Raw genomic sequence first — 18613 nt, 5'->3', positions numbered from 1 at the left:
TGCTTCTTGATGCCGTGAGGCTGACCCAGCGGGTGATCCCGGTACCTTAACGATTCTCGCCCCTGGATACGCCCATCAATATCTGGTCCAGCCAGCGTGTCGGCAGGATGCGCCGCAGGGTGCCGAACAGATAAGTGGGCACCGTCACGTAGTACCTGGCCCGGGGGCGGGGGCTTTCCAGGGCGTGAATCAGTTGTTTCACCACCGCCTCCGGGGGCAGGGTGAATGGGGCGGCCGGACCCGGTTTGGTCAGGCGCCGTTCCGCCGCGTGGTATTTGTCCCGGAAGACGCTGTTGTCCCGGTCGATGTGGGCCAGGAAGGCCTGATGGGCATTGGCCCGGAAGCGGCTGGAGATGGGGCCGGGTTCGATCAGGGAGACATGCACGCCACTGCCATGCAGTTCCATGCGCAGGGTATCCGTCAGCCCTTCCAGGGCGAACTTGGAACAGGTGTAGGCGCCGCGAAAGGGCAGGGCGATCAGGCCCAGCACCGAGCTATTTTGCACGATGCGTCCTTCCCCCTGGGCCCGCATCACCGGGATCACCCGGTTGGTCAGGTCCAGCCAGCCCAGAACATTGGTTTCCAACTGTTTGCGCAGCACCTCCCGGGACAGATCCTCCACAGCCCCCGGCTGACCGTAGGCGCCGTTGTTGAACAGTCCGTAGAGTCGTCCATCGGTGGCGGCGAGGACCGCCTCCATGGCAGCGGCGATGGAGTCCGGGTCATCCAGGTCCAGGGGCAGGGCCTCGAAGCCTTCCTGTTGCAGCCCCGCCACGTCCTCCGGCCGCCGGGCGGTGGCAAACACCCGAAAGCCCCGTTCTCGCAGCATCCGGGCGGCGCAATGGCCGATGCCGGAAGAGCAGCCGGTGATGAGCACGGATCTGGGGGATGAGTTCAAGGGTGGTCTCCCAAGGGTGTTCCGAATAAGTCATTCCCGACCCTGAATGGGGCATTCCCGGGTTTGAGCCGTCTTGCCAGGTTTGAACCGTCATTCCCGCGGAAGCGGGAACCCAGCGGCAGACTGAAAATCCTGGACTCCCGCTTTCGCGGGAGTGACGGCAATGGGCCTCTACGGCAGCGGGCCTCTACAGCAATGGGCCTCCACGGCAACGGGCCTCCACGGCAATGGGCCTCCACGGCAATGGGCCTTCATGGCAATGGGCCTGTTCAGGGATTCTAATACGTCAGCACCACGACCCCATCCTCCACCGCTTCGCCGATGAAGGCCCCGCCGCCGCGCTTGCCGTCCAGCTCCGGGATGGCATTGTCGTCATTGAGCTCGTGCTCCGCCATGGCGCCGGCGCAGGCATAGAATCTTGCCCCGGCCTCGTGGGCGTCCCGCATGAAGTCATAGACGGACTTCGTCCGCTGCTTGCCCGTGTAGAGGTTCTCCGCCACCCCCTGCTTGAGCAGTTGGGTAGTCTCGGCTGCGAAGTAGATCTCCACCTCCAGATCCATCGCCGCTGCCACGGCGGCCTGGAAGAACGGCGCCCCCAGGGTGCCGGGGGCCTTGAGACTGGTGTTGAGAAGCATGATGATGACCTTGTCTGCCATGGTGTCCTGGCCTCACGAATCATGGAGGACTGGAAATATTTCCGAACGTCCCCATATGCAATCAGGCACCATTTGTCCGGTGCCCTGAAACACTTTGCGGATATAATCCGGACCTGTCCAGATTCCTGCCCCCGGGGTATTGACCATGCCGATCTACGAATACGAATGCAATGCCTGCGGCCATCGCCTTGAGGCCATCCAGAAGTTCTCCGATGCCCCCCTGGTGGATTGCCCCGAATGCAACAGCCCCGCCCTGCAGAAGCAGATCTCGGCCCCTGCCTTCCGTCTGGGCGGCAGCGGCTGGTACGAGACCGACTTCAAGAGCGGTAACAAGAAGAATCTCAAGGAGGACGGCAAGGCCCCGGCCTGTGGTGCCGACAGCAAGTCCGGCGGCGGTGCCGACGCCTGTGCCGCCTGCAAGGCCGCGAGCTGATTCGTCTTGCATCCCATTCCCACAGGACCGCTGCACACCTTCCGGCGTTATCTGATCGCCGGGCTGGTGGTCTGGGTGCCCTTGATCACCACCGTGGTGGTGATCAAGTTCATCGTCGACATGATGGACCGCACCCTGCTGCTGCTGCCACCGCCCTGGCGACCGGAAAGCCTGCTGGGCTTCACCATCCCGGGTTTCGGGATCGTCGTCGCCCTGGTGATCGTCTTTCTCACCGGTCTGGTGGTGGCCAACCTGGTGGGTCGCAAGCTGGTGGACCTCTGGGAGGCCATCCTGGCCAGGATACCTCTGGTGAGCACCATCTACTCGGCAGTGAAGCAGGTGATGGAGACCCTGTTCGGCGCCGGCGGGGATTCCTTTCGCAAGGTGCTGTTGATCGAGTATCCCCGCAAGGGAATATGGACCCTGGGTTTCCAGACTGGCACCGGCATGGGCGAGGTACAGGAGCGCACCGAACGACAGGTGGTGAGTGTGTTTGTGCCCACCACCCCCAATCCCACCTCGGGCTTCGTCATCCTCGTGCCCAGGGAAGAGGTGATCGAGCTGGACATGAGCGTAGAGGACGGTCTCAAGTTCGTCATGTCCCTGGGTGTGGTGGTCCCCCGTCATCCCCCCAAGGGGAAACCGGGCTGAAAGCCCGCCCTGCGGGCGTTTACTCCGGCTCCCCCAAGACCTTACCATTACCCGTTTTCCCAGAACCGAATCAACCAGCGAAGGCCAGACATGCGTACTCATTACTGCGGCACCGTCGATGAAACCCTGCTCGACCAGGAGGTGACCCTGTGCGGGTGGGTCAACCGTCGCCGTGACCATGGGGGCGTCATCTTCGTTGACCTGCGGGACCGGGAAGGTCTGGTGCAGGTGGTCTTCGATCCGGACCGGGCCGAGGTGTTTCGGACTGCCGAACGGGTGCGCAGCGAATTCGTGCTGCAGGTGCGCGGCAAGGTGCGCCGCCGTCCGGAGGGCACGGTCAATCCCGACCTGCGCACCGGCGCCATCGAGGTGCTGGGCACCGAACTGACCGTGCTCAACACCGCCGATACCCCGCCGTTCCAGCTGGACGAGGACGACGTGGGTGAAGAGACCCGCCTGCGCTACCGCTACATGGACCTGCGCCGGCCGATCATGCAGACCCGCCTGCGCCTGCGCGCTCAGGTGACCGGGGCGTTGCGGCGTTTCCTGGAATCCCACGGCTTCCTGGACATCGAGACCCCCATGCTCACCAAGGCCACCCCCGAGGGTGCCCGCGACTACCTGGTGCCCAGCCGCACCCATCCCGGCAGCTTCTTTGCGTTGCCTCAGTCGCCCCAGCTATTCAAACAGCTGCTGATGATGTCCGGTCTGGACCGCTACTACCAGATCGTGCGCTGCTTCCGCGACGAAGACCTGCGCGCCGACCGCCAGCCGGAATTCACTCAGCTGGATATCGAGACCTCCTTCATGGATGAAGAAGCCATCATGACCCTCATGGAAGAGATGGTGCGCGAACTTTTCGCCCAGGTGCTGGAAGTACCCCTGCCCACCCCCTTCCAGCGCATGACCTATGCCGAAGCCATGCACCGCTACGGCTCCGACAAACCGGACCTGCGCATCCCTCTGGAGTTGGTGGATCTCACCGACGTGATGGCCGAGGTGGAGTTCAAGGTCTTCTCCGGCCCGGCCAAGGATCCCAACGGCCGCGTGGCCGCCCTGCGCCTGCCCAAGGGAGGCGAGGTGTCCCGCAAGGAGATCGACGACTACACCGGCTTTGTCGGTCGTTACGGTGCCAAGGGGCTGGCCTATATCAAGGTCAACGACATCAACGCCGGGCGCGAGGGGCTGCAGTCCCCCATCCTCAAGTTCCTGCCGGACACGGTGGTGGTCGAGATCCTCAACCGCACCGGTGCCGAGGACGGCGACCTGATCTTCTTCGGCGCCGACAAGGCCCGGGTGGTGAACGAGGCCCTGGGTGCCCTGCGGGTGAAGCTGGGCCACGACCGGGGTCTGGTGGCGCGGGGCTGGCGGCCCCTGTGGGTGGTGGACTTCCCCATGTTCGAACAGGACGAGAAGGAAGGCCGCTGGGCGGCTCTGCATCACCCCTTCACCGCGCCGCGTACCGACGATCCGGCGGCCCTGTCCGAGAATCCGGGGCAGCTGGTTTCCCGTGCCTATGACATGGTGCTCAACGGCACCGAGGTGGGCGGCGGTTCCGTGCGTATCCACAACATGGCCATGCAGCAGGCGGTGTTCGGCCTGCTGGGCATCGGCGAAGACGAGGCCCGGGAGAAGTTCGGCTTCCTGCTGGATGCCCTCAAGTACGGCTGCCCGCCCCATGGCGGCATCGCCTTCGGCCTGGACCGCTTGGTCATGCTCATGACCGGCGCCCAGTCCATCCGCGACGTCATGGCCTTCCCCAAGACCCAGACCGCCGCCTGCCCCCTGACCCAAGCCCCGGCCCCGGTCAGTGAGGCCCAGCTGCGGGAACTGGGCATCCGGCTGCGGCAGACGGAGGGAGAGAAGAAGGCGGGCTGACGGAAAGAGCCCCTCTCCCGCTGGCGGGAGAGGGGTTGGGGTGTGAGGGCTTTCCTTTCCCTCCTTATGCCCGAATCAAAAACTTCCCTTTGAGTTGATCCCCTCAAAACCCGCACACTGTCACGGTTCCTGCTAAAAGGAATCCAACAAGATTCACACCAGACAGGTGACGGGATGACCGCATTACCCGCGTTCGAAGACCACGACCGGCAGCAGAGCAAGTACACCACCTGCTACATGTGCGCCTGCCGCTGCGGGATCAAGGTCACGGTGGAGAACAATCAGGTCCGCTTCATCCAGGGCAACCGCAACCACCCGGTCAACAAGGGGGTGCTCTGCGCCAAGGGCAATGCGGGCATCATGAAACAGCAGTCTCCCGCCCGCCTGCGATATCCCATGCGCCGCAAGCCGGGTAGCGAGCGGGGCAGCGGCGACTTCGAACCCATCTCCTGGGACGAGGCCCTCGACCAACTCACTGAACGTCTGGCCCGTATCCGCGCCACCGATCCCAAAAAGCTGGCCTTCTTCACCGGGCGGGATCAGATGCAGGCCCTCACCGGCCTGTGGGCGGCCCAGTTCGGCACCATCAACTGGGCCGCCCACGGCGGTTTCTGCTCCGTCAACATGGCCGCCGCCGGCCTCTATACCATGGGCCATGCCTTCTGGGAGTTCGGCGACCCGGACTGGGAGCGCACCAAATACTTCATGCTCTGGGGCGTGGCCGAAGACCATGCCTCCAACCCCATCAAGGCCGGTATCGACACCCTCAAGCGCCGGGGCGCCAAGTTCGTCTCCATCAATCCGGTGCGTACCGGCTATCAGGCGGTGGCCGATGAATGGGTGCCCATCCGTCCCGGCACCGATGGTCTGTTGGCCCTGTCCATGGTCCACGTCCTGCTGCGCCATGACCGCTTCGACTGGGACTACCTGGTGCGCTACACCAACGCCCCCTGGTTGGTGGTGGACACCCCGGGCCAGAAGGGCCACGGCCTGATCCTGCGGGACCGGGACGGCAACCCCCTGGCCTGGGACCTGGAACTGGGGGACGTGGTGGACGCCTCCCTGCCGGAGATCCAGCCGGCCCTGTTCGGCGACTACACCGCTCCCGACGGCCGTCCCGTGCGCACCGTCATGAGCCTGCTGGCGGAGCGCTATCTGGACGATGCATACGCCCCTGAAAACATCGCTCCCCGCTGCGGCGTGCCTGCCGAGCAGATCGAACGACTGGCCCTGGAAATGGCCCATGTGGCCTTCAAGGAGACCATCGAGATCGAATGCGAATGGACCGATGCCTACGGTCGCACCCACGATCGCTTCGTGGGTCGTCCCGTGTCCATGCACGCCATGCGGGGGATCTCCGCCCATTCCAATGGCTTCCAGACCTGCCGGGCCATCCATCTGCTGCAGATCCTGCTGGGGACCATCGACGTGCCCGGTGGGCATCTGTCCAAGCCTCCCTATCCCAGGCACATCCCCCCGGGCATCAAGCCCGCCCGTGACATGGCGCCCAATACCCCGCTCAAGAGTCCGCCCCTGGGTTTTCCCACCGGCCCCGAGGATCTGGTCATCGACGGGGAGGGGCGCCCCCTGCGTCTGGACAAGGCCTACTCCTGGGACGCCCCCATGGCCAACCACGGTCTCATGCACATGGTCATCACCAATGCGGTGAAGGGGGACCCCTATCCCATCGACACCCTCATGCTTTACATGGCCAACATGTCCTGGAATTCCACCATGAACACCGCCCAGGTGATGGACATGCTGCGGGAGAAGGGGGCGGACGGGGAATACAAGATCCCGTTCCTGGTGGTCTCCGATGCCTTCCACTCGGAGATCGTCAATTTCGCCGATCTGGTGCTGCCGGATACCACCTATCTGGAACGTCACGACACCATTTCCATGCTGGATCGTCCCATCTCCGAGCCCCACGCCGCGGCGGACGCCATCCGTCAGCCCATCCTGGAACCGGATCGGGACGTGCGCCCCTGGCAGGAAGTGCTGGTGGAACTGGGCGGTCGGCTGGGTTTCCCCGCCTTCACCACCCGGGACGGGATCCGCCGGTACACGTCCTACCAGGATTTCATCGTCAATTTTCAAAGGGAACCGGGCATCGGCTTCCTGGCCGGATGGCGGGGCGCCCAGGGGCAGAACAGCCTACGGGGCGATCCCAATCCGAACCAGTGGCAGGAGTACGTGGACCACCAGTGCTTCTTTGTCCATCACCTGGAAGACAGCCAGAAGTATTACCGCTTCTGCAACCGGGACTATCTGGAGCTGGCCCGCCATGCGGGTTGGGTGGGCTCCGTGGAACCCATCATTCTGGAGCTCTATTCCGAGACCCAGCAGCGTTTCAAGCTGGCAGGGCAGGGGCTGTATGACGGCCCCATGCCGAAGCGCCCGGAGCACAAGGCCCGTCTGGTGAATCATTTCGACCCGCTGCCCATCTGGTATCCCCCGCTGGAGCAGGGGCGGATCGACCTGGAGGCCTACCCCTTCCACGCCATCACCCAGCGCCCCATGTTCATGTATCACTCCTGGGACTCCCAGAATGCCTGGCTGCGCCAGATCTGTGCCCAGAACTTTCTCTACATGAACCGGGGCCGGGCCGAGTCCATGGGGATCGCGGACCACGCCTGGGTGTGGGTGGCGTCCCATCATGGCCGCATCCGGGTGCAGGTGAAGTTGATGGAAGGGGTGGCGCCGGATACGGTCTGGACCTGGAACGCCCTGGGCAAGCAGTCCGGGGCCTGGGGGCTGTCACAGGATGCGGATGAATCCCGCAAGGGGTTTCTGCTGAACCACCTGATCTCCGAACTCCTCCCGCAACGGGGGGACGGGCTGGACAACGTGACCAACTCGGACCCGATCACCGGGCAGGCCGCCTGGTATGACCTGCGAGTCAGCATCACCCCGGCCAAGCCGGGAGAAGTCGGCGCCTGGCCCCGGTTCGAGTCGATCAGGCCGTTGCCGGGGATGCCCGATTCCCCGGATCAGGTGCGATACCGGACCCATCGGCGGGTGAACCTGCGGCGCAGCCTGTGGGATGTGCTGACCCGGGGGAAGGGAAGGTCGTGATTCCGTTGTGCGATTTTGTTCAGGAGTAGCCGATACATGCGACTCGGCCTGGTGATTGACCTGGATACCTGTGTGGGCTGCCATGCCTGTGCCGTGGCCTGCAAGCAGTGGAACACTTCCGGCACCACGGGGCCGCTGACGGATGAGTCCCCCTATGGTGCCGCTCCCACCGGCGTGTGGTTCAACCGTGTTCGTCACTACGAAGTGGGCGACTATCCCCACACCAAGACCGTCAATATGCCCCTGTCCTGCATGCACTGCGACGATGCCGCCTGCGTCACCGTCTGCCCCACCGGGGCCTCCTACAAGCGTCGGGAAGACGGCATCGTACTGGTGGATCAGGACAAGTGCATGGGTTGCAATCTCTGCGCCTGGGCCTGCCCCTACGGTGCCCGGGAGCTGGACCCTCAGGACGGGGTGATGAAGAAATGCACCCTCTGCATCGACCGCATCTATGATGGCGCCCTGGCCCCGGAGGATCGGCAGCCCGCCTGTGTCATCACCTGTCCGGCCCATGCCCGGCATTTCGGCGACTTCGATGATCCGGACTCCGCCGTGAGCCGCCTGTCCCGGGAACGGGGCGGCCGCAAGCTGATGCCGGAGTTGGGCTACGAGCCCACCAATACCTACCTGCCGCCCCGCAGCGCTCCGACCGTGCCCACGGCGGATGTCCGGCGCGGCAGTCTCATGTCCAACGTGAAGGACTGGGTCAACAAGGCCATTGCCAGGTGAACCCCCATGCATCCCGCACTTTCAGTGATCATCTTCACCGTCCTCTCCGGGGCCGGGTATGGCCTGTTCAGCCTGGTGACATTGCTGCACCTCAGCGGCCGGTATCCTGCCTCGGGGCAGACCGAATTAGTGACCCAGTTGGGTCTGGCGCTGGCCCTGATCACCCTCGGCCTGTTCTCGTCCACCCTGCATCTGCATAACCCGAAAAATGCCTGGCGCGCGGTGATGCGTGTGCGCACCTCCTGGCTGTCCCGGGAGGCGGTCTGTGCCCTGAGCTTTTATCCCTTTGCCCTGATCTATCTGTGGCAGGTCCTGCAGGTGGGAGTGGAAGCAGGCCCTCTGATGGTGCTTGTCGGTGGTATTGCCCTGTCCCTGGCCCTACTCACCGTGTTCACCACCGGCATGATCTACGCCAGCCTCAAGACCATTCGCCAGTGGCATACCGCCCTGACACCGGCGAATTACCTGTTGCTGGGTCTGGCCCTGGGGGCGACGGCCCTGGTGGCGGTCCATGCCGGTTTCGGCGGGCGCAGTGAGGGGCTGGTGCTGCTGGCGCTGGGACTGCTGCTGTTGGCCGGGGTGATGAAAGGGCTGTATTACCTGTGGATTCGGGAGGTGAGCGGCCCCAGTCTCAACACGGCCACCGGATTTACCCAGGCGCGGGTCCGCCTGCTGGACCAGGGGCACACGGCGGGGACGTTTCTGACCCGTGAGTTCGGTTTTGATCCGGGGGCAGGGCGGATTCGCCGGGTGCGACTGGGGGTATTCGGTTTCGGGTTTGTGCTGCCGCTGCTGCTGATGGGGATGGTCCTGGGGGGCGGATCATCCCTGTGGCTGGCCCCGGCGCTGATGTCGGCACTGGCCGGGATCGGCCTGGAGCGCTGGCTGTTTTTCGCCGAGGCTCGCCATGGGGTGATGTTGTATCACGGGCTGCAGAGGACTTGAGGCGGGGTTGCGTCCCCTCACCCCAATCCCTCTCCCCCAAGGGGCGAGGGGCTTGATCTCTCCCTTTTCTCTCAAGGCAGAGGGGCGATGTCTCCCTTCTCCCCTTGGGGGAGAAGAGGCGGGGATGAGGGGATGAGGCTCGGCAACGAGCCTCCCTCAACTCAACTCTGCGGCGTGCCTTCGCCGGCCGGCCTTCGCTGTCTGCGGCGCCTGGGCTTACGGGGTGCTTCCGCCATCGGGCCGATCGCTTCCGCAGGATGTGACGCCGGGGCACCTTCGGTCTTCGGCCTGGGCTTGCGGCGGTTGCCGCCTTCGCCTTCGCCGGAACGGGGCCGGCGCTCGCCGCGGCCGCCGCCCTTGCCCCGGCCTTCCGGGCCGGTGTGCTGGCGCTCGATCTTCGCCGGCGGTTGCGGATCCTTGAGCAGCAACTCCGGGTCCACTGCCTCGGAAAGGATCTTGAAGCCGATGTAGGACTCAATCTCCGGCAGATAGAAGGCCGAGTCTTCGCAGGCAAAGCTGACGGCGTCGCCTTCCGCCCCGGCTCGCCCGGTGCGGCCGATCCGGTGGACATAATCCTCGCCGGACTGGGGCAGATCGAAGTTGAACACATGGGACACATCGGGGATGTGCAGCCCGCGGGCCGCCACATCCGTGGCCACCAGGACCTGGAATTCGCTGGTTTCAAACTGGGCCAGCAGCCGTTCCCGCTTGCGCTGGGGGACGTCTCCGGACAGCAGGGCAGTGCGGATGCCGTTGCCCTGCAGCCAGGCCGTCACCTTTTCCGCCATGTGCTTGGTGTTGACGAACACCATGGAGCGGTCAGGGGTGGAGTGCTTCATGATCCCCAGTAGCAACGGAATCTTCTCTTCGTTGCCGGGGTAGTAGACCACCTGACGCACCCGTTCGGCCGTGACCTGTTCATCCTGGGTCTGGACCTTCACGGGGTTGTTCATGTGCTCGTAGGCCAGTTCCATCACCCGCCAGGAAAGAGTGGCGGAAAACAGCATGGACTGGCGCTCGGTGGCCGGGGTCATGCGGCGCAGCAGGAAACGCACGTCCTTGATGAAGCCCAGATCGAACATGCGGTCGGCCTCGTCAAGGACCAGAACCTGGGAGCGCCTGAGATCAAAGACCTTCTGCTTGAAGTAGTCGATGATGCGCCCCGGGGTGCCGATGAGAATATCCACGCCGTCGGTGAGTTGCTTGCGCTGCTTGTCGTAGTCCGTGCCGCCGTAGGCCAGGCCCAGGGTCAGGCCCGTGTGGGCGCTCAGTACCAGGGCATCCTTGTGAATCTGGATGGCCAGTTCCCGGGTGGGTGCCAGGATCAGGGCCCGGACCTGATTGGGGCGCCGGTCTTCCGGGGTGGGATGCCGGAGCAGGTGGGTCAGCACGGTGATCAGAAAGGCCGCGGTCTTGCCGGTGCCGGTCTGGGCCTGGCCGGCGACGTCCTTGCCCTGGAGGGCATGGGGCAGGGAGAGGGCCTGGATGGGGGTGCAATGGGAGAACCCGGCGTCTTCCAGCCCCCGGCGTACCGGTTCGGGAAGATCGAGTTTTGAGAAACTGGTCTCGGAAAGATGTTGGTCCGTCATGGAGATGGGGCCTTTCCTCGCGATATCATTGAAGTAGACTTGAAATGCCGATCCCGATGGGATTCAATCTAGCGGCGCGTCGTGTCCTCGGGGATCTGGTGCCCGTTGGGTCGACGCCGACATTCTAACCGGAGGTCAACTGTAGTGAGTGAAAACATCACCTATGTCACGGACGCGAGCTTTGAGGACGATGTCCTCAAGTCCGAGCAGCCGGTACTCGTGGACTACTGGGCGGAATGGTGCGGCCCCTGCAAGATGATCGCCCCGATCCTTGACGAGATTGCCGCCGAGTATAACGGCAAGCTCAAGGTGGCCAAGCTGAACATCGACGAAAATCCGGCCACGCCCCCCAAGTTCGGCATTCGCGGCATTCCCACGCTGATGCTCTTCAAAGGCGGCAACGTGGAGGCGACCAAAGTGGGGGCGTTGTCCAAGTCCCAGCTCACCGCCTTCATCGACCAGAACATCTGAGTGATGCTCGGCGTCCAACCCGTACAAAACGGGCTGGACGCCCTGTGGATTGCATGTTAACGTAACGGACATAAAAATCGTTCATGCCTTGCTGGCTGCCCGCTCGGGCGGCATCCCTTCTCGAATTCAGATCCGACCGAACCCTAAACCGGTTTCCCAGGCCATTCCTTGTGGGTCCGCCCTGTCCGCCTGAAAACTTTCATAGACAACCCCTCCCTCGAATCTCTATATGAACCTCACTGAACTCAAGCGTAAATCGGCCTCCGAGCTGGTAGAACTCGCGCAGTCCATGGAACTTGAAGGGATGGCGCGGGCACGAAAACAGGACATCATCTTTGCGATCCTGAAGTCCCACGCCAAGAGCGGCGAAGACATCTTCGGGGACGGGGTGTTGGAGATCCTGCAGGACGGTTTCGGATTTTTGCGGGGTGCGGACAGCTCCTACCTGGCGGGGCCGGATGACATCTATGTCTCCCCCAGCCAGATCCGCCGCTTCAGCCTGCGCACCGGCGATACCATCTCCGGCAAGATCCGCCCGCCCAAGGAGGGCGAGCGCTATTTTGCCCTGCTGAAGGTGGACAAGATCAATTTCGAACCGCCGGAAGCCGCCAAGCACAAGGTCCTGTTCGAGAATCTGACCCCCCTGCATGCCTCTCGGCGCATGCGCATGGAGCGGGGCAACGGCTCCACCGAAGACATCACCGCCCGTGTCATTGATATCGTCGCCCCCTTCGGCAAGGGGCAGCGCGGCTTGATCGTCTCCCCGCCCAAGGCCGGCAAGACCCTGATGTTGCAGAACATCGCCCAGAGCATCGCCACGAACCATCCCGAGTGCTATCTCATCGTCCTGCTCATCGACGAACGTCCCGAGGAAGTGACGGAGATGTCGCGCATGGTGCAGGGTGAGGTGGTGTCCTCCACCTTCGATGAGCCCGCCAGTCGTCATGTGCAGGTGGCCGAGATGGTCATCGAGAAGGCCAAGCGCCTGGTGGAGCACAAGATGGATGTGGTGATATTGCTGGACTCCATCACCCGCCTGGCCCGCGCCTACAACACCGTGGTGCCGTCTTCCGGCAAGGTGCTCACCGGTGGGGTGGATGCCAATGCCCTGCATCGTCCCAAGCGTTTCTTCGGCGCCGCTCGCAATATCGAGGAAGGGGGCAGCCTGACCATCCTGGCCACCGCTTTGGTCGATACCGGCTCCAAGATGGATGAAGTGATCTACGAGGAGTTCAAGGGTACCGGCAACATGGAGGTCCATCTGGATCGCCGGATTGCCGAGAAGCGTGTCTACCCGGCCATCAACATCAACCGTTCCGGCACCCGTCGCGAAGAATTGCTCACCGATCCGGAAGAGTTGCAGAAGCTGTGGATCCTGCGCAAGTTCCTGCACCCCATGGACGAGTTGGAGGCGATGGATTTCCTGCTGGGCCGTCTGCAGTCCACCAAGACCAACAACGAATTCTTCGACATGATGAAGCGCAGCTGAGGCTGCGCTTCACGGCTTTTCCTTCCTGTGGACTTACTCCCTGGACTCCCGCTTTCGCGGGAGTGACGGTAAAGCCCGGGAGTGACGGTAAAGGGAGTTCCCTCACGTCATTCCCGCGCAAGCGGGAATCCAGCGACGGACTTACCCCCTGGACTCCCGCCTTCGCGGGAGTGACGTGGCAGGGGTAGTCGCGGCAGTGAGGTGGCCGGTCAGGCCGCTCAGACCCACCCTTCCGGTGAGACCCCCCAGATCTCCTGAGCGTATTGCATCACCGTGCGGTCAATGGAGAAATACCCCATCCGCGCCGTGTTCAGCATCGCCTTGCGGATCCACGCATCCTGATTTTGATACAGACCATCCGCCTCTTCATGGGCACGGACATAGTCCGCGTAATCCGCCAGCACCATGTACTGGTCCTGGGTCAGCAGGTTATGGACCAGATCCCGGTAGCGTCCCGGCTCCTGGGGTGAGAAGAAACCATCGTGAATCATGTCCAGGGCGCGGCGCAATTCTTCATTGGACTCGTAGAAATCCCGGGGGCGATAACCTTCCCGCTTGAGTCGTTCCACTTCATCGGCATTCATGCCGAAGATGAAGATATTGTCTTCTCCCACCGCCTCCCGGATCTCGATGTTGGCCCCGTCCAGGGTCCCGATGGTCAAGGCACCGTTCAGGGCCAGCTTCATGTTGCCGGTACCCGAGGCCTCGGTCCCTGCGGTGGAAATCTGCTCCGAGAGATCGGCCGCCGGGATGATCACGCTTGCGCTGCTCACATCGTAATTGGGCAGGAAGACCACCTGCTGCTTGGTATTCATGGGGTCATGATTCACCACATCGGCCACATCATTGATGAGGCGGATGATCTGCTTGGCCCGGGTGTAGGAGGGTGCCGCCTTGCCGGCAAACAGGGTGACCCTCGGCACCTGATCGTCGGCACGTCCTTCCCGTATCCGGTTGTAGAAGGTGATCACGTGCAGCACATTGAGTAGCTGCCGCTTGTACTCGTGGATACGCTTGATCTGGACATCAAACAGGGCATCCGGGCTGATGGTGATGTTGGCCTCTCTTTGCACCAATGCCGCCAGACGTTCCTTGTTAAGACGTTTTACCTGCTGGAATTCGTTGCGAAAATCCGAGTCATCCACCAGAGGCTCCAGCTTCTTGAGCTGCTCCAGGTCCATGGTCCACTCGTCGCCGATATGCCGGGTAATCAGGTCGGCCAGCGCCGGGTTGGCCTGGTTCAGCCAGAGCCGCGGTGTGATGCCGTTGGTGATATTGACGAAACGCTCCGGCCACAGACGATAGAAGTCGTTGAACAGGTTCTTTTTCAGCAACTCCGTATGGAGCGCGGCCACGCCGTTGACCATGTGGCTGCCCGCCACGGCCAGGTGGGCCATGCGCACCTGACGGCCATGGTCTTCATCAATGATGGACAGGCGCCGGACGATGTCGTTATCACCGGGGAAGTTGTGGCGGACCTCATTGAGGAAATGGAAGTTGATGTCATAGATGATTTGCATGTGGCGGGGCAGGACCCGCTCCATGAGCGTCACCGGCCAGGTTTCCAGGGCCTCGGGCATCAGGGTGTGGTTGGTGTAGGAAAACACGCCCCGGGTGATTTCCCAGGCCCTCTGCCAGGGGACATTGTGGGTGTCCAGCAGCAAGCGCATGAGTTCGGCAATGGCGATGGCCGGGTGGGTATCGTTGAGCTGAATGGCCACCTTGTCCGGCAGAGATTCGATGGGGTAGTCCAGTTCGCCGTGGCGGTGAAGGATGTCCTGGATGGAGGCGGAGACAAAGAAATACTCCTGCTTCAGGCGCAGTTCCCGGCCGATGGCGGTGGCATCGTTGGGGTAGAGCACCATGGAGATGGTCTCCGACTCGATCTTTTCCTGCACCGCGCGGATGTAATCGCCTTCGTTGAAATAGTCCAGATCGAAGTCCCGGGTGGCCTTGGCCGCCCATAGCCTCAGGTTATTGGCGTTCTTGTTGCCGAAGCCGGGGGTCGGGTAGTCGTAGGCCATGGCGATGACTTCCTCGCCATCCTCCCAGTGATAGCGGGGCTGCCCTCGCTCCCGGTGTTCCACCACATAGCCGTAGAAATGCACGGGGAAGATCTTCTCCGGCCGGGGAAACTCCCAAGGGTTGCCGTAACGCAGCCAGTTGTCCGGGTGCTCCACCTGCTCGCCGTTCTCGATGCCCTGGTGGAACATGCCGAATTCATAGCGGATGCCGTAGCCGTAGCCGGGCAGGCACTGGCTGGCCATGGAGTCGAGGATGCAGGCGGCCAGCCGGCCCAGCCCGCCATTGCCCAGGGCGGCATCGGATTCCATGTCGATGATCTCGTGCAGGCTCACACCCATCTCTTCCAGGGCTTCGCAACAGGCCTCGTAGAAACCCAGGTTCATGAGGCTGTTCACCAGCATGCGGCCGATGAGGTATTCCATGGACAGGTAGTAGACCCGCTTGACCTGTTCCTGGTCGAACATGCGCTTGGTGTACATGCGCCGCTCGATGATGCGCTCCCGGGCGACCAGGGAGACGGCATGGAGCCAGTCCCGGTGGGTGGCGGTGAGGGGGTCCTTGCCGACGATGTGGATCAGGGCGTCACGAATGGACTCCTTGAGTGAGTCCTTGTCGCAGGGCAGGGGACGAGGGTCGTATTCGTGGACCATTTCCAGGGTTTTCATGGTGCTCCTGCTCTTGAGGCTTGGGTCGGTTGAGGTATCCCTACTACTTACTAACCCATCCGGGATCAAAAATAAAATCGCGGATGGGTTAGCCGGCTCCCCGGGCATTACTCCCGGGCCACTGCCCGATACCCGATATCCGTCCGGTAGTAGACATCATCCCAGCTCAGCTGCTTCGTCAGCGCGTAGGCCCGGGCCTGGGCGTCACTGACCCGCTCGCCCAGTCCCACGGCACACAGCACCCGTCCGCCCTGAGTGACCACGCGGTCGTCCCTGAGGGCCGTGCCTGCATGGAAGACCTTGGCGTCCTCGGCATCGGTGTCCGGCAGACCCCGAATTTCATCTCCCTTGCGGTAATCGGCGGGATAGCCGCCGGCGGCCAGCACCACCCCCAGGGCGGCGCGCGGGTCCCAATCGGCCTCCGTCCGGTCCAGGCGACCCGCCAGGGCGGCCTCCAGCAGTTCAATCAGATCCGAGCGCAGCCGCATCAGAATGGGCTGGGTTTCCGGGTCGCCGAAGCGACAGTTGAATTCCAGCACCTTGGGGATGCCCTGGGCGTCGATCATCACCCCGGCATAGAGAAAGCCGGTGTAGGGGGTGCCTTCGGCCGCCATGCCCCGCACCGTGGGCAGGATCACCTGGCTCATGATGCGCGCATGGATCTCGGGGGTGACCACCGGGGCCGGGGAGTAGGCGCCCATGCCGCCGGTGTTGGGGCCCTGGTCGCCGTTGTCTCGGGCCTTGTGGTCCTGGGACGTGGCCATGGGCAGTACATGCTCGCCGTCCACCATGCAGATGAAGCTGGCCTCCTCGCCGCTCAGGAACTCCTCGATCACCACCCGGTGACCGGCCTCGCCGAAGGCGTTGCCCGCCAGCATGTCGCGAACCGCGGCTTCCGCTTCCGCCAGGGTCCGGGCCAGGATCACCCCCTTGCCGGCGGCCAGGCCGTCGGCCTTGACCACGATGGGGGCACCCTGGGCGCGCAGGTAGGCCAGTGCCTCGTCCAGATCCGTGAAGCTGCCGTAGGCGGCCGTGGGGATCCGGTGACGGGCGAGAAAGTCCTTGGAGAAGGCCTTGGAACCTTCCAGGCGGGCGGCGTCCTTCGACGGGCCGAAGATGGCCAGGTCCTCGGCCCTGAAGGCGTCTACGACCCCGGCCACCAAGGGGGCCTCGGGGCCGACGATGGTCAGGTCGATGCCTTCCGTCCGGGCAAAGGCCAGCAGGCCGGGGATGTCCTCGGCGCCGATATCCACGTTACGGCAACCCGCTTCCCGGGCCGTGCCCGCGTTGCCGGGGGCCACGAAGACCGTTTCCACCCGGGGCGACCGGGCCGCCTTCCAGGCCAGGGCATGTTCGCGGCCACCGCCGCCGATGATGAGAATTTTCATCGTGTTCTCCTCGCTAGCCCCAAGAATCAATGCCGAAAATGTCGCATGCCCGTGAACAGCATGGCCATGCCGTGCTCATTGGCCGCCTGGATCACTTCTTCGTCCCGCATGGAGCCGCCGGGCTGGATCACGGCGGTGATGCCGGCCTCGCGGGCGGCGTCGATGCCGTCGCGGAAGGGGAAGAAGGCATCCGAGGCCATCACCGAGCCAGCCACCTGCAGGTTCTCGTCGGCGGCCTTGATGCCGGCGATGCGGGCGGAGTACACACGGCTCATCTGGCCGGCGCCGACGCCGATGGTACGGCCGTCCCGGGCGTAGACGATGGCGTTGGACTTGACGAACTTGGCCACCCGCCAGGCGAACAGCAGATCCGCCTTTTCCTGGTCGGTGGGGGCGCGCTCCGAGACCAGCTTCAGGTCGGATTCGCTGACTTGGCCCAGGTCCCGGTCCTGCACCAGCAGGCCGCCGTTGACCCGCTTGAAATCCCAGCCGCCGCTGGCTTCACCCCACTGGCCGCAGGCCAGCAGACGCACGTTGGGCTTGCCGGAGACGGCCTTGACGGCCTCCGGGGAGACCTCGGGGGCGATGATCACCTCCACGAACTGCCGTGCCACGATGGCCTCGGCGGTCTTGCCGTCCAGGGGGCGGTTGAAGGCGATGATGCCGCCGAAGGCGGAGGTGGGGTCGGTGGCAAAGGCCAGGTCATAGGCAGCCAGGATGTCGGCGGCCACGGCCACGCCGCAGGGATTGGCGTGCTTGACGATGACGCAGGCCGGGGCCTCGAACTGCTTCACGCATTCCAGGGCGGCGTCGGTGTCGGCGATGTTATTGAAGGACAGGGCCTTGCCCTGGATCTGGCGGGCGGTGGCCACCCCGGCCTCGGCGGGATGACGCTCCCGATAGAAGGCGGCGGACTGATGAGGGTTCTCGCCGTAGCGCAGGTCCAGGCTCTTTTCGAACTGCAGGGACAGGGTGCCGGGGAAGGGCGCGCGGGTCTGTTCGTCCTGCACGCCGGTCAGGTAGTTGGCGATGGCGCCGTCATAGCGGGCGGTATGGGCAAAGGCCTTGGCCGCCAGCTCAAAGCGCAGGGCATGGGGCAGGCTGCCGTCGCCGGCGGCCAGGGCCTCCAGCACCCGGTCGTAGTCGGACGGGTCCACTACGATGCCTACATGGGCATGATTCTTGGCCGAGGCACGCACCATGGCCGGACCGCCGATGTCGATATTCTCGATGGCATCTTCCAGGCTGCAGCCGGGGCGGGCCACGGTGGCCTCGAAAGGGTAGAGGTTCACCACCACCAGATCGATGGGGGGGATGTCGTGGGCCTGCATGGCCTCATCGTCCATGCCCCGGCGGCCCAGGATGCCGCCGTGGATCTTCGGGTGCAGGGTCTTGACCCGGCCGTCCATCATCTCGGGGAAACCGGTATGGGCCGAGACCTCCTTGACCGGGATGCCTTCTTCCATGATGAGTTTCGCGGTGCCGCCGGTGGAGAGGATCTCGATGCCCCGCGTCGCCAGTGCCTGGGCAAAGGGCAGCAGGCCGGTCTTGTCGGAAACGCTGATGAGCGCGCGGGTCACGGGTCGGGAAGTTGCTTGGGTCATGGGCTCGGCCAGTCTGGTGATGACAAAAAGACTGGGAATTATACGCACCCGCGGGAAGCCAAGGCCACCGGCGGTCGTGGATCCGGTGAGGGAAGCGGGCAAAAAAAAGCGCGG

14 protein-coding genes are annotated in these 18613 nt (G+C 63.7%); 8 read left to right on the top strand and 6 right to left on the bottom strand.

The window, feature by feature from the left end; translation table 11 throughout:
* Positions 1–46: 46 nt before the first annotated feature.
* Complete coding sequence (locus LQ956_RS01475; protein WP_238622788.1) at positions 47–898, bottom strand: SDR family oxidoreductase; 852 nt, start codon at positions 896–898, stop codon at positions 47–49.
* Between the two features lie 278 nt (positions 899–1176).
* The gene (locus LQ956_RS01470) at positions 1177–1554 is read right to left on the bottom strand and encodes a DsrE family protein (protein ID WP_238622787.1); all 378 of its coding nucleotides are present in this window, start codon (positions 1552–1554) and stop codon (positions 1177–1179) included.
* A gap of 145 nt (positions 1555–1699) precedes the next feature.
* On the opposite strand from LQ956_RS01470, the gene LQ956_RS01465 reads away from it, so the two are divergent.
* The 6 genes from LQ956_RS01465 to LQ956_RS01440 all read left to right on the top strand — a co-directional run bounded on the left by LQ956_RS01465 (position 1700) and on the right by LQ956_RS01440 (position 9268).
* On the top strand, positions 1700–1987 hold the full coding sequence (locus LQ956_RS01465) for an FmdB family zinc ribbon protein (RefSeq protein ID WP_238622786.1): 288 nt from the start codon (positions 1700–1702) through the stop codon (positions 1985–1987).
* Positions 1988–1993: 6 nt separating this feature from the next.
* A complete protein-coding gene (locus tag LQ956_RS01460) occupies positions 1994–2638 on the top strand; it encodes a DUF502 domain-containing protein (protein ID WP_238622785.1) in 645 nt (214 codons plus the stop codon).
* Positions 2639–2728: 90 nt separating this feature from the next.
* The gene (aspS, locus tag LQ956_RS01455; RefSeq protein ID WP_238622784.1) at positions 2729–4516 is read left to right on the top strand and encodes an aspartate--tRNA ligase; all 1788 of its coding nucleotides are present in this window, start codon (positions 2729–2731) and stop codon (positions 4514–4516) included.
* 174 nt (positions 4517–4690) lie between these two features.
* The gene (locus LQ956_RS01450) at positions 4691–7591 is read left to right on the top strand and encodes a molybdopterin oxidoreductase family protein (protein WP_238629229.1); all 2901 of its coding nucleotides are present in this window, start codon (positions 4691–4693) and stop codon (positions 7589–7591) included.
* 36 nt (positions 7592–7627) lie between these two features.
* Positions 7628–8323: a 4Fe-4S dicluster domain-containing protein gene (locus LQ956_RS01445; RefSeq protein ID WP_238622782.1), complete on the top strand. Its 696-nt coding sequence runs from the start codon at positions 7628–7630 to the stop codon at positions 8321–8323.
* Between the two features lie 6 nt (positions 8324–8329).
* Positions 8330–9268, top strand: coding sequence for a dimethyl sulfoxide reductase anchor subunit family protein (locus LQ956_RS01440; RefSeq protein WP_238622781.1), 939 nt, complete (start codon positions 8330–8332; stop codon positions 9266–9268).
* A gap of 161 nt (positions 9269–9429) precedes the next feature.
* On the opposite strand, the gene rhlB is transcribed toward LQ956_RS01440, so the two are convergent.
* On the bottom strand, positions 9430–10857 hold the full coding sequence (gene rhlB, locus LQ956_RS01435) for an ATP-dependent RNA helicase RhlB (protein WP_238629228.1): 1428 nt from the start codon (positions 10855–10857) through the stop codon (positions 9430–9432).
* A 144-nt stretch (positions 10858–11001) separates the two neighbouring features.
* Here rhlB and trxA point away from each other — a divergent pair, with 144 nt between their 5' ends.
* On the top strand, positions 11002–11328 hold the full coding sequence (gene trxA / locus LQ956_RS01430; RefSeq protein WP_238622779.1) for a thioredoxin TrxA: 327 nt from the start codon (positions 11002–11004) through the stop codon (positions 11326–11328).
* Positions 11329–11557: 229 nt separating this feature from the next.
* Entirely contained in the window at positions 11558–12817 is a 1260-nt protein-coding gene (gene rho, locus LQ956_RS01425) for a transcription termination factor Rho (RefSeq protein ID WP_238622778.1), read from the top strand.
* A gap of 218 nt (positions 12818–13035) precedes the next feature.
* Here rho and LQ956_RS01420 read toward each other — a convergent pair whose 3' ends face one another.
* The 3 genes from LQ956_RS01420 to purH form a co-directional block, all read right to left on the bottom strand.
* Entirely contained in the window at positions 13036–15507 is a 2472-nt protein-coding gene (locus tag LQ956_RS01420) for a glycogen/starch/alpha-glucan phosphorylase (protein WP_238622777.1), read from the bottom strand.
* A gap of 107 nt (positions 15508–15614) precedes the next feature.
* Positions 15615–16895, bottom strand: coding sequence for a phosphoribosylamine--glycine ligase (purD, locus tag LQ956_RS01415; protein ID WP_238622776.1), 1281 nt, complete (start codon positions 16893–16895; stop codon positions 15615–15617).
* A 26-nt stretch (positions 16896–16921) separates the two neighbouring features.
* Positions 16922–18499, bottom strand: coding sequence for a bifunctional phosphoribosylaminoimidazolecarboxamide formyltransferase/IMP cyclohydrolase (gene purH, locus LQ956_RS01410; protein WP_238629227.1), 1578 nt, complete (start codon positions 18497–18499; stop codon positions 16922–16924).
* Between the last annotated feature and the right edge of the window lie 114 nt (positions 18500–18613).

Source organism: Ectothiorhodospira lacustris, from assembly GCF_022227845.1.
GTDB classification, from domain to species: domain Bacteria; phylum Pseudomonadota; class Gammaproteobacteria; order Ectothiorhodospirales; family Ectothiorhodospiraceae; genus Ectothiorhodospira; species Ectothiorhodospira lacustris.
Note: the sequence above shows the minus strand (reverse complement) of the source record. Positions and strands in the feature narration are given on the sequence as shown.